This is a genomic window from Psychroflexus sp. MES1-P1E (genome assembly GCF_002836055.1).
In the GTDB taxonomy this organism is placed as follows: Bacteria; Bacteroidota; Bacteroidia; order Flavobacteriales; family Flavobacteriaceae; genus Psychroflexus.
In genome coordinates, this window is sequence record NZ_PJBS01000346.1 from 1 (window position 1) to 12,364 (window position 12,364).

Consider the following 12,364-nt stretch of genomic DNA (forward strand, 5'->3'; position numbering starts at 1 on the left):
GCTTATTATTTTACTATTTTATTTCTATTTATACCAAATCCGAACTACATGTAAAAAAATGGATTCCTATAGTGGGGGCCTATACTTTACTTAGAATTTTAGTGTTTCTTCCATTTGATCATAATCAAGATTTACAAGGTTTTGTAGCAGCATTGGAAACTTCAAACTACGGTATATTGGTTTTAGTTGAATATATTTTGGTAAGTTCTATCAATATTGCACTTATTTTTTTTGCTTATAAGAATTTAAAAAAGGCTCCATTACAAATTGAATTAAATGAAAGTCAAAAAAACCTTTACAAGTGGATTAAGACTATTGTTGTCGCAGTGATACTCATGCAAATTATAGTTTTTGTAACCACCATTCTAGGCAGTTTAGATATCGGTAATTTCAACTTTTACCTAAAATTTGAAACATTCATCTATTCTATATTCTTCTTCATATTCGCCTTTTCTATTATGCATTTTCCAATATTTGCTTATTCTGGAAATTTTGAAGATCTACCCACGTCTACTATTGAGAAATATGCAAAATCTTCACTAACAGATTCTTCGGAGCTTTTTGAGCAAATTAAAGAGGTCGTTAATAAGGAATTGCTTTATCTGGACTTCGACTTAAAATTGAATACCATCGCTGAAAAATTAAATCACTCTATTCATCATATATCACAGGCCATCAACCAGAGCGCTAAAATGAGTTTTCCAGATTTTATTAGCAGCTTCAGAATTGCAGAGGCTAAAAAGAAACTCATAGAGCCTAAACCAGATACAATATTTGCGATTTCCTTAGATGTAGGTTTTAATAGCAAAGCTGCTTTTTACACGGCTTTTAAAAAACATACACAAATGACTCCTACCGAATTTAAAAAAATTCATAAGTCTAAACATTGATTTAACTTACTGATTATAAATGTTTTAAACTAATTTAAAGTATCTTCCCGATAAACGGAGACACTTTTTTTTGTTTGGTATTATAGGGCGAATCATTTCTATGGCAGTACCTAAATATATTTGCCCCATAAATCATAAACAACATAATTACAATGAAAATTTACATCTGGGTCATTATCATTACTAACTTTTTAATACCGTCCATAACGGGCAAAACACATGTTCAACAAAACGAAACAAATATGCTATACAATACCTGGTTTCTAGATACCTATAAAATCGAAAGCATGGAGTTCCCACCCAACAAAAGAGAAAAAGGGGATTATATTCTTTTTAATGAAGACATGACTTATACGTCAACATCAGAAGGCGAAGAAGAAGAAGGAACTTTTATCCTAAATACAAGCGGTGCTTATGTACTAATGGTTGATGAAAAAGGGGATAAAGTAAAAGCTTACATCATCTCAATATCAAAGGATTCCTTAATACTGAAGTATGATATCAGTGAAATTAGTGATGTCGAAGTACATTATAACAGTTCTATTTAATAAAATACTAATGAAAAAAATAATAAACATTTTAGTAGTATTTTTCAGTTGTGCCGTTTGTTTTTCACAGACAACTATAGATTTAAAAATAATCCCCTTCGAGATTGCGAATCAGAATTTTTATATAGAAAAGGTTATCGATAATCGTCTAGAGCAAGACCTTGGAGTTGTAGAAGACAGTTCTAATAAGAAAGTGAAATTGAGTTTTGAGAATGGTACTGCAACAACAATCCAGAACTTTATGGATGTCGTTCTTCCTAAAACAGGTGACAGAGTTCCGATTACTTTAAAGATTGATCATTTTAAAATTGAAGAAGCACAAACAAGTATAGAAAAGAGAACAGCTCGAGTGTATGTTGAACTCTATTTCTATGCAGAAAACGGAGAAGAACTTTATAAAATCGCTCATTATGAAGAACAGGGTTTTCCAGTGTCGAGTTTAACGGAAATCTTCGAAACCCACGAGAAAAGAATCCGATCAGCATTGGAATATTGCATATGGAGCTACATCAATGCACAAAAAAAAAATACAACTGCTAGTTTGACAAAAGATGGAATGCTAGATAAGGCGAGCTCCCCTAAGGACACATCATCTTTTGAAACCTATGTTCCTTTAGGAAAGTGGTTCAATATGCTAACCTATAAAAGAATGACAGATAAATATAATGAGGGTTGGAATGTCTCATATACTGGATTTTCAGATCATGAAAAAGACCTTATTATTCCTTTTGTTATAGGCTATGGGCAATCTAGGGCAAAATCAGATATAGTACGAGAGCGTGGGTATAGCTTTGCTGATTCATATACCTTAGGGTTTGGATTCAATGGTTATGTTAAAATAACTCCTGGTGTTTATTTCGATCTTGGTCTAAGTGTCCCTGTTGGATTGGAAATGCTAAGAGATCTAGAAGACAGAAAATCAACTAATTTTTTAATAGGTCTCCGGGCTAACCAAGGCGTGAAAATAATTCCTTGGAAAGAGTATGGAATCGTGATTGGAGCTAGTCTCTTTCAACAATGGCAGACGTCTAAAGTGATCAATAGAAACTTTGGGTTTGCATTGGAAATAGGAGTTAATTTTTAATTGCATTTTATCTTGGAGCGCCTAAGTCACGACTACACAGCTCGAATTAAAAAAGCTATAAAATGAGTTTCACCCGATTAATATCCTTGTTTGAAGAATATCAAATAATGACCTTCTGATAACTGATAGTTTAAAACAATACGCAAACAGTATAGAGACTTAATAAATACATCATGAAACAAAGAATAATAGGAATAGATGTGGCAAGGGCATTGGCAGTTATCGGAATGATTATCGTCAATTTCAAAGTTGTCTTCGGTGAAAATGGACGGCCTTGGGTCAGGGCGTTCGCTGGTATTTTTGAGGGTAAAGCCGCAGCCACATTTGTTGTTTTAGCGGGTGTTGGTCTTGCTTTAATGACAAATTCTGCGATTAAAAATAAGGATCAAGCTAAACTAAAAGTTGCTCAAAAAAGAATAGCAAAAAGAGCCGTATTTCTATTCTTTATTGGTATTTCATATATCACCATCTGGCCAGCCGATATTCTGCATTTTTATGGGATTTATATGGCTATCACACTGGTGCTATTAACTTGTAAAGAAAGAACAATCCTAATTTCAGGTATTTGCATCATTCTCGTGTATCCTATTCTAATAACAATTTTGAATTATGAGACAGGTTGGATTTTTGCCACTTTAGATTATCAAGATTTTTGGACGTTTAAAGGCTTTATGAGAAATCTATTTTTAAATGGTTTTCATCCAGTACTGCCTTGGACTGCCTTTATGATCTTTGGCTATTGGTTTGGAAAGCAGGATTTACACAACGACAAATTCGTGAAAAAAACATTTTGGATGAGTACCCTCATCTTTATTTCTATTCAAGTGGTATCCTATCTGTCCATCTCAATTTTATCAGAAGGAAACCAAGAAGCTGCTTTGGAACTTACTGAAATTCTTGGAACAGACCCAATGCCACCACTACCCATTTATATGTTCAATGGTATTGCCATAGCTTTTGCACTCATTTCAGCTTGCATACTCATTGCCAAGAAATTTGAAAACAGTTTCATCATTGATGCTTTAAATAAAACAGGGCAATTAGCATTGACCTTTTACGTCGCACACGTAATTATTGGAATGGGAATTATTGAATTGATAAACCCTTCAAAAATAGGAAATTATTCAATTGAATTTTCGGTGATATATGCCTTCCAATTTAGTTTACTGTGTATCCTATTTGCTATTATTTGGAGAAAATATAACAAATCTGGACCCTTAGAATGGGTGGTCCGAAAAATAACAGATTAAAAACTAGTTGTCTGAATATGAAAATTATATCCCTAAAAACAGCACTAACGGTAATTTCTGCGGTCATATATAAACAACATCGTATTAGAGGCATGATGACCATATGTTCATTACACCCTTATTATACCAATTTTGCATTCAGATGTCGCATGAAACCAGTTTCTGTTTCACTTACTAATCGTCATAAAATAGAACTGTAACTAGTGCTATGCTTATTTTTTTTCTCTATTAAGTAAAAAACCTGTGCTGAGCTACGTCGCAGTATAATTAAAATTTTAAATGCAACATTTAAAAACTAAATTGGTATTAGATATGTCCCTGCTAAATTAATTGTTGAAACACGTAACGAAATAATACATAAACACACTAGCAAAAACAGTCCCAAATGGCATAAGAAGTTGCTCATAAATAAGGGCCATTAAGAATAGTTATATCACTATAGTTTTCAATTTTAAATAAAACGTTATGAATAAAAAGTCAATTTATATTATTTTAATTTCCATGATTTTTTTATGGGGTTCATTTGTTGTCTTTAGTTTTTTTTCTGATCCAATGGAATTTATAACATATTTAGGATTTGCAAATAGTAATAGTGGGACTGCCTTAAGTTGGGCATTAGCATTATTAATAGTGATTTTATATTGCTTTAGTGCAGCAAAAATATCAGAAGTAAAGTACCATATGTTCAAAATGGATAGACTAAAAGTAGTCGCAATTCTTGCAGCTGTCTTTGCAGGGATAATGGAAGAGGTCATTTATAGAAAATGGATTATGGATTATCTCGACTCACATGATGTCTCTGTTATAGTGCAGGTCGCGTTATCAGGTTTAGCTTTTGGAATCATCCATCTTCTGTGGGGAATAAAAAACAGAAAAGCTGGGGTAAATGCTTTTATTTCCACATCCTTATTAGGCTTTGCTTTAGCCATTGTGTATTTAGTTTCAGAGCGAAGTTTAGCACCGTGCATAGTTGCTCATTTTATGATAACAGCACTCATAGAACCCGGTTTATTAGTTGCTGCAAAAAATGATAAAATAGGGTACTGGTGAATAATCTAAAGAGGCCCTTAAACGAAATCAAATGGTATAATATGCTAGGGACAAAGGTCCTTTTTGTTACAAGTAAAACATCGTCATAGAGATTATTTAGAACATAAATATCCATATCCAACAATTAATCAAATTAAAGAAAATACTCTCTTTCTGTAACAAAAAGAGCCTTAATTCGTCATAGCATCAACCTATATAATAAATAAAATTCATCAATGCATTCCATTATGAACACTATGGGAACCATTGAAGTTGGTAAAATTGCTAACCTACTGTTAATTGATGATAATCCTTTATTAGACTTGTCTGCATTAAAAAACCCTACATACGTTTTTGTAAAGGGAAGAAAACTGGATAAAGAAACTCTAGATAGTTTTGAAAATAAGGCGAGGAACCGAAGTAATTTAATTGCTTCAGCTTTGAGATACTTGGAAAATCTGATATTTGAAAAGTAAATTAATTCAACGACATATATAATTAATTACTAAAGAATTTCTACGGAAAAATGGCGTTAAGTAGTTGACTACTGATGTTGATTAAATAGCTGAAAAATAAAATACTGTATAGTTTTTGTATAGTACCATTTGCATTTAAAAAAACTTATATAGGTTAGTTTTGTATATAAAAACAATTTATGAAATCCTTGCTTCTTGCCGCAACTAGTATATGTTTTTCCTTAACTCTTTTTTCACAAGTTTCAAATCTAAATGACGATTTTGAAGGTGACGGAAACATAAATAGATGGACAGAAGACGCCTGTACAATTGATGTGCTGTTTTCAAACCCATTTCCTGAAGAAATAAACACCTCTAATACTGTATTGAAATACGAAGACAGTGGCGGTCAATATGCAAATGTTCATTTTCAGACCAATGAAAATTTTGATCTTTCTGTTATTAGTTCTTTTTCTTTAAAAATTTATGTTCCTTCTCATAGCATTACTGGAATACAACCAAATCAAATTTCATTAAAATTACAAGATGGTACTATTGACCAACCTTGGACTACACAATCTGAAATTATAAAACCTATCGTACTGGATCAATGGCAAGACGTTTCTTTTAACTTTGCTACTGACAATTATATCAACTTCGATGAAGACTCACCTGATCCCAGTACCCGAACAGACTTTAATAGAGTTCTACTTCAAGTCAATTCAGAAAACAACTTTGATTTTGTAACGGCTTATATCGATGACTTTTTATACGAGTCAACGGTTTGTGGAGAAGATGTAAACACGGAAGCATTTACAGATAGCAATTTACCTATTGTTATTATAGAAACCGATAACGGTGATGAAATTCCTGATGATCCTCGAATTTTTGGTTCGATGAAAATAATTCAAAGACCTGATGGAGCCAGAAATTTTGTATGTGATGTTGACAATGAAGAATTTTTAGATTATTCAGGTACAATAAGCATCGAAATTCGAGGGTCTTCATCTCAACTTTTACCTAAAAAGCCCTACGGATTTTCTACCTTATCAGATGACGGTACAGAAAATGACAACGTAAAATTGCTGGGAATGCCAAAAGAAAATGACTGGATTTTGAATTCATTTGCTTTTGATGAAAGTATGATGCGTGATTATATCAGTTATGAAATGGCAAGGAAAATGGGACAATATGCTGTGAATTTAAAATATTGTGAGGTGGTACTCAATGGCGATTATATAGGTCTATACGCGCTTTCAGAAAAGATAAAACGCGATGGAGACCGTGTGAACATCGCAAAGCTAGCTGATGATGAAAATACATTTCCAGAGGTTACAGGAGGATATATTATGCAAACTGATAGACCAGATGCTGATGACCCTGAAGCTTGGAACAATAACGGCGCTGGATATATCCATGAAAAACCAAACTCAGATGATATTACGGAAGAACAATCTGCATACATTGAATCTGTCTTTCGAAACCTAGACCAAACGGCTACTAATTCTGACATTATAAATGGCTATCCTTCGGTTATTGATGTGCCTTCATTTATAGATTATATGTTGATGGCAGAAATTGCTTCAAATGTAGATGCGTATGCACTCAGTACTTATTACCATAAAGATCGAGGTGGTAAGTTAAGAGCTGGTCCAGTTTGGGATTATAACCTAACGTATGGCAATGATTTATTTCAATGGGGTTTTGACCGAAGTTTTACGGATGTGTGGCAATTTGAATTTAGTAATACAGGGGCAAATTTTTGGAATGATCTTTTTGCGGACCCCACATTTAAATGTTATTTATCTAAACGATTTAATAAACTCACGCGAGCTGAAGAGCCCTTAAATTATGACTACATATCCAATTTAATTGATAGCACTGCCGCCTTGATTTCAGAAGCTCTAGTTCGTGAGGATGAACGCTGGAATACAATAGATGATTTTTCAGGAGAAATCACCACTATGAAAAGTTGGATACAGGAGAGAATTACTTGGATGGGTGTCGAACTTGGCGACTTTTCAGGTTGTAACTCAGTACAAACGCCATCTTTGGTAATTACCAAAATTGATTACAATCCTCAAGAAACAGATATATTTCCAGAAAGTGATGACTTAGAATTTATAGAAATTCAAAATAGTGGAAGTACAGTAGTAGATCTTACAGGAATATACTTGATCAAACTAGGTGTTTCCTATCAATTTCCTCAAAATGAAACTATTGGAGCTGGAGAATCTCTTTATTTGGCAGGAAATGCAACACGTTTTCAGGATAAATACGGAATAATTCCCTTGGATACATTTACAAGAGATTTATCGAACAAAAGTCAGAATTTAGTGTTATCAGATGCATTTGGGAATCTGATTGATCAAGTGGAATATTTGGATGAAGCACCTTGGCCAGAAACTGCAGATGGCGATGGTTTTTATTTAGACCTTATAAATGTTAATTCTGATAACTCTTTAGCTAGCAATTGGATAGCAAGTTCTGCGGTTCTAAGTATCAACAATTTTGATACTAGTGAAGTTAATTTCACTATATATCCAAATCCAGCAGAGGAAAAGTTGATGATAGAATCGGTACAAACCATACAAGAAATTTCGATTTACAACCTTCTTGGACAGCAAGTGAAAACATTTCAAGTCAATTTAAAATCAGAAGAAATTAATATTAGTGACCTTAATACAGGGGCGTATATTATAAATTTGAAGTTAGTAGATGGTGCTAAGGTTTCGACTATGATTTTTAAAAAATAGGCTTAGTTTCTAGGTCTATTAAAAAAAATGGTGATTGTATACTTCAGAATACTCATTCTATTTCACGCATATTCCAGTACCCTCCTATCCCTTCGACTAGGCTTAGGACAAGCTAGTTTCTTAAATAGTGGTCGGTCGGAAACAGGCGAATTTATATATTGGTATAAATGAATACCCAATGGCTTTCTTTACAATGTCATTTAAAGAAATCTTTGTCGTTGGGCAGTTAAACATTCGTATTTTTGCATTGTGTCTAATTTTAATATTTTTGAATCAAGAACTAAGATATGGTTATACCTAAACTACATTATATATCCCAAGGGAACTCTCCAGAAGAACATCTAGAAAACATCCAAAAAGCTTGTTCTTATGGTGCAGAATTAGTACAACTAAACTTAAAAAGCAATTCTAAGGATACTGCAGGCATTTCAGAAAAAAAATTCTTAAAAATAGCAGAAGCCGCTAGAGAAACCACCACACATTTTCAAACCCGATTAATTATTAACGGTGATTATAAAATTGCAAAAACTCTTAAAGCAGATGGTGTGTATTTAGGACCCGCAGATTCTTGCCCTACTGAAGCTAGAACGCATTTATACTCTTGGCAAAGTATTGGGGGAACAGCAAATACCTTACAAGAGTGCGAAACATTATTAGATAAAGAAATAGACTATATCCGCTTAGGTCCTTTTAGAGAAACCACTACGAAAGCTAACATACCTCCAGTTTTAGGCTTAAAGGGTTATAAAGCGATAACGGATGTCTTAAAAACTCCTATACCCATCATAGGCGTTGGCGGGATTACCACAAAAGATGTTGCTGCCCTATTGGAAATCGGCATTGTTGGTGTTGCTGTATCTACCGAGATTACACACGATTTTAATCGCATAAGGCAGTTTAATCAATTACTAGACGCCTCTTCAACAGCAGAGCAACGCCATACGTTTGAATAGGGCGAACACTGATTTAAAACGAAAAATTTTATCCTTGATACTAATGCCACTCATGAAAATAAGTAAAGTAGACTAGCATTGGTGGGTTATGAAAGCTCATAGTAAGTTGTTTTGTCTCATCGAATATTCCGACTTTCCCGTCGGGATGTATCGAGATATTTCTTGTTATATGAAGAGTCTTCGATACTAATTTCACTGATAGAAATGAGTAAAATAAACTAGCATTGATTGGTTGTGAATGCTCATGTTAAGTTGTTTTGTCTCATCGAGTATTCCGATTTTCCTGTCGGGATGTATCGAGATGTTTCTTGTTTCATAAAAAGTTCTCAATACGACTTCAATAGTGTTCTTAACTTTTTATTTTTTTGTGGCCTTCATTTGCTGAAACAGCTCTCTAAATAAACCGCGAGCGATCAATAATTTCATAATCTCGTTGGTTCCAGCATAAATTCTGGCGACCCTATTATCTGCATACATGCGGGCAATTGGATAATCCCATATATACCCGTAACCTCCAAATAACTGCAGGCATTCATCTGTGACTTTGCCATGCATTTCTGTTGCTGAATACTTTGCCATGGAAGCAGTTTCAGCAGTAAGCTTATGATCTGATACTAATAGTGTACACCGATCTAAAAACGCTTGATGCACTTGTAATTGCGTAGTACATTCTGCCAGTTTAAATTGTGTGTTTTGGAATCCAGCAATAGGTTGTTTAAAAGCGGTTCTTGTAGAAGTATATGCCAATGTTTTTTCTATGGCTCCCTCTGCCCCACCAATAGCGTTAAGCGCTACAGTTAAACGCTCTCTAGCCAATTCTGTCATCATAATTTTAAATCCTAAGCCTTCTTCTCCTAATAAATTTTCCTTGGAAACTTTTACATTATCAAAAAATAATTCACAAGTATCTTGGGCTTTCATTCCTATTTTCTTAAAAGGAATTCCTTTTTCAAACCCTTTAAAGCTGCTTTCCATGATCAATAAAGACACTCCTTCTTCCACTGTCCCCATTTTGGTTTTTACAGCGACTATAGACATGTCGCTCATATAACCATTGGTAATAAATGTTTTCTGTCCATTAACCAAATAGTGGTCTCCTTTATCCACCGCATTTGTTTTAATAGCTTGAAGATCACTACCGCAGTTTGGCTCGGTCATACCTATGGATGTAATCATTTTCCCAGAAGCCATAAGAGGTAGATATTTTTGCTTCTGAGCTTCGGTACCATACTTTAAAAGATAAGGTGCAACAATGTCTGAATGCAATGAAAAACCAGGTCCACTTATGCCTTCTTTTGCCAATTCTTCAATAAATAAAGCGCTAAAGCTAAAATCTAAACCACTACCTCCATAGTATTCGGGCACGTCGATACATAGCAAACCCAATTCTCCAGCACGTTCCCAGATGTCTCGGCTAACCATACCCTTTTCTTCCCATTCTTCTACATGATCCATAATTTCATTGCTAATAAAATCCTGAATCATTTTTTGCATCATTTTATGTTCTTCTGATGCATATATTTCGCGTTCTAATAAAATATTTTTTAACATATAAATCAATTTATAGTTCTTAAAAATATACTGAGTCCTACAACATCCCTAAGTTAGAGAAAAACAAACGAATTTCTTGACCTATTTTACAATGACCTTTCCTTGGGTTCTTTTAAGGTTTAGTCAACAGAAGATAATTAACGCAAGTAAGTTTAGAATAAATTCTCCGATTTATGATTTTTAATATGAAGTCGTTTATGAGTATAGGGCAGCTAATTTCTCAATCTGTAGATATTATTTAAATCAGGTATTGATTTGACATCTTTACTATTAAATTATATTTATAATGCCATATGAATAAATTGAATTATACTACGACGTAACTTAGAACATGTTTTTTGGTTGATTGAAATTAAAAATAATTAGCATAGCCTTAGCTACAGTAATTAGTTTTGATAAAAAGCTGATGAAAAGAAGCCATATACCGAATTCGCTTCGATAAAACGATTTATGGCAACATTATAGGGCTAATTTGGTACAAGTTTTTCTTGTTGTAACTGCAGGTTAGTTTTGATCTTAACCTTCAAGTTAAGATGTTTTAAATTTTAGACTTATTTCACGCAGAGCACACAAAGCAAAATAGCGCAAAGTGATAATTCGCAATTTTTTTCGAAAGACTTACCAATAAAATTAATCAGCGACTAGCTAATCTTGGTTTTCGCGTGTTAAGATTAAATAGAAAACTTGTGGAGAAGATATTTGCTACTGGTGAAAACTATGTTCAAAAGATGAATTGTAGCAAAATAAGAAGCCCCATCAAGTTTGATAGGGCTTCTTTAGAAAAATATGGATAGATATTAGAGAACTCTTACGTTTACTGCATTTAACCCTTTGTTTCCTTCTTGTAAATCAAATTCAACTTCGTCACCTTCTCTAATCTCATCGATTAATCCAGAAGCGTGAACGAAATGATCTTTATCAACACCTTCTTCTGTGATGAATCCAAACCCTTTAGTGTCATTGAAAAATTTAACTGTTCCTTTGTTCATTTTAATGTAATTTATTGATTATAATAAGTGGCAAATATATTTATTAAAATTGGAATAAAAAAATTATAATGAAATTAAAGGAAAAAATATTTCATGCCTTTACTTATCAACCCCAAAATAAGACATAAACCAATTATACTTTACCGCAAACTAAAATTAATTTGAATATAATTAAATCAAAAAAAGAGGCAAATAATTATTCACTCTAAGGAAAATACTTAAACTAAAACAGTTGAAAATTTAATATCGAACTAGTGAGTATTGAGTTGTGCGTAACGAGTAGTGTATATTTTCTTTTTCTACTTTTACATAGTAGCTACTACTCTTTCCTTAATTTATAAAAAAAAATTGTTGGTGATGATTTTGAAGGGGTTGGTTCATTAAACTTTAAAAGTGTGAATGGCTAGGCTAAATTGCTGCTATAAAAATCACCAAATTATAAATAAGATGAAAATATAGAAAACACACATTCGATATTTTTTAATTTCAGCTCAAGTGCTCATTTGGATTGGAATCATTTGGGTCATGACCAAAAATAGACAATTAGCTGAAAGTTTATCAGATGGAATCCTATCACATCCTGCGTTATATGCCTTATGGATTTGCTTCCCTTTTATACTTTTAATCAATTTAAATTGGTATTTATTGGCGCCTCGTTATTTAAAAAAAGGGAGCTTAGTAAAATATGCCTTGTCCTGAAATACGGCTACAGGTTAAAATTGATTATGGCTGTTTTTAAATATACCATATTAGGTGTTTTATAGTCTAAAGATAAATGTAATCTTACTTCATTGTATAAATTAATTGCATTTTTTGCAGCTCTCTTTGCGTGTGCTACATTTGCAAAGGTTTGGTCTAG

At 33.2% G+C, this 12,364-nt stretch carries 11 protein-coding genes; 8 read left to right on the top strand and 3 right to left on the bottom strand.

Annotated elements, in window-relative coordinates:
* The 8 genes from CXF67_RS15645 to CXF67_RS15680 form a co-directional block, all read left to right on the top strand.
* A partial coding sequence (locus tag CXF67_RS15645; RefSeq protein WP_102089588.1) for a helix-turn-helix domain-containing protein occupies positions 1-890 on the top strand: 890 nt, incomplete at its 5' end.
* Between the two features lie 152 nt (positions 891-1,042).
* Positions 1,043-1,438 carry a lipocalin family protein gene (locus CXF67_RS15650; RefSeq protein ID WP_102089589.1) on the top strand — a complete coding sequence of 132 codons (396 nt, stop codon included), beginning with the start codon at positions 1,043-1,045 and terminating at the stop codon, positions 1,436-1,438.
* Between the two features lie 10 nt (positions 1,439-1,448).
* A complete protein-coding gene (locus CXF67_RS15655) occupies positions 1,449-2,522 on the top strand; it encodes a hypothetical protein (RefSeq protein ID WP_102089590.1) in 1,074 nt (357 codons plus the stop codon).
* A 173-nt stretch (positions 2,523-2,695) separates the two neighbouring features.
* The gene (locus CXF67_RS15660; protein WP_102089591.1) at positions 2,696-3,772 is read left to right on the top strand and encodes a DUF418 domain-containing protein; all 1,077 of its coding nucleotides are present in this window, start codon (positions 2,696-2,698) and stop codon (positions 3,770-3,772) included.
* Positions 3,773-4,237: 465 nt separating this feature from the next.
* A complete protein-coding gene (locus CXF67_RS15665; RefSeq protein WP_102089592.1) occupies positions 4,238-4,822 on the top strand; it encodes a CPBP family intramembrane glutamic endopeptidase in 585 nt (194 codons plus the stop codon).
* Between the two features lie 215 nt (positions 4,823-5,037).
* The gene (locus tag CXF67_RS15670) at positions 5,038-5,277 is read left to right on the top strand and encodes a hypothetical protein (protein ID WP_257984727.1); all 240 of its coding nucleotides are present in this window, start codon (positions 5,038-5,040) and stop codon (positions 5,275-5,277) included.
* Positions 5,278-5,456: 179 nt separating this feature from the next.
* Positions 5,457-8,012 (top strand): CotH kinase family protein, encoded by a 2,556-nt coding sequence (locus CXF67_RS15675; protein ID WP_102089593.1) that lies wholly within the window; start codon positions 5,457-5,459, stop codon positions 8,010-8,012.
* A gap of 287 nt (positions 8,013-8,299) precedes the next feature.
* Positions 8,300-8,965 carry a thiamine phosphate synthase gene (locus CXF67_RS15680; RefSeq protein WP_102089594.1) on the top strand — a complete coding sequence of 222 codons (666 nt, stop codon included), beginning with the start codon at positions 8,300-8,302 and terminating at the stop codon, positions 8,963-8,965.
* Between the two features lie 357 nt (positions 8,966-9,322).
* Here CXF67_RS15680 and CXF67_RS15685 read toward each other — a convergent pair whose 3' ends face one another.
* The 3 genes from CXF67_RS15685 to CXF67_RS19260 all read right to left on the bottom strand — a co-directional run.
* The gene (locus tag CXF67_RS15685; protein WP_102089595.1) at positions 9,323-10,516 is read right to left on the bottom strand and encodes an acyl-CoA dehydrogenase family protein; all 1,194 of its coding nucleotides are present in this window, start codon (positions 10,514-10,516) and stop codon (positions 9,323-9,325) included.
* A gap of 797 nt (positions 10,517-11,313) precedes the next feature.
* The gene (locus CXF67_RS15690) at positions 11,314-11,505 is read right to left on the bottom strand and encodes a cold-shock protein (RefSeq protein WP_003438688.1); all 192 of its coding nucleotides are present in this window, start codon (positions 11,503-11,505) and stop codon (positions 11,314-11,316) included.
* Between the two features lie 706 nt (positions 11,506-12,211).
* A partial coding sequence (locus CXF67_RS19260; RefSeq protein ID WP_145990492.1) for an integrase core domain-containing protein occupies positions 12,212-12,364 on the bottom strand: 153 nt, incomplete at its 5' end.

Coding starts and splice junctions, on each gene's coding strand:
- CXF67_RS15650 (WP_102089589.1), top strand. CDS start 1,043: ATGAAAATTTACATCTGGGTCATTATCATTACTAACTTTTTAATACCG.
- CXF67_RS15655 (WP_102089590.1), top strand. CDS start 1,449: ATGAAAAAAATAATAAACATTTTAGTAGTATTTTTCAGTTGTGCCGTT.
- CXF67_RS15660 (WP_102089591.1), top strand. CDS start 2,696: ATGAAACAAAGAATAATAGGAATAGATGTGGCAAGGGCATTGGCAGTT.
- CXF67_RS15665 (WP_102089592.1), top strand. CDS start 4,238: ATGAATAAAAAGTCAATTTATATTATTTTAATTTCCATGATTTTTTTA.
- CXF67_RS15670 (WP_257984727.1), top strand. CDS start 5,038: ATGCATTCCATTATGAACACTATGGGAACCATTGAAGTTGGTAAAATT.
- CXF67_RS15675 (WP_102089593.1), top strand. CDS start 5,457: ATGAAATCCTTGCTTCTTGCCGCAACTAGTATATGTTTTTCCTTAACT.
- CXF67_RS15680 (WP_102089594.1), top strand. CDS start 8,300: ATGGTTATACCTAAACTACATTATATATCCCAAGGGAACTCTCCAGAA.
- CXF67_RS15685 (WP_102089595.1), bottom strand. CDS start 10,516: ATGTTAAAAAATATTTTATTAGAACGCGAAATATATGCATCAGAAGAA.
- CXF67_RS15690 (WP_003438688.1), bottom strand. CDS start 11,505: ATGAACAAAGGAACAGTTAAATTTTTCAATGACACTAAAGGGTTTGGA.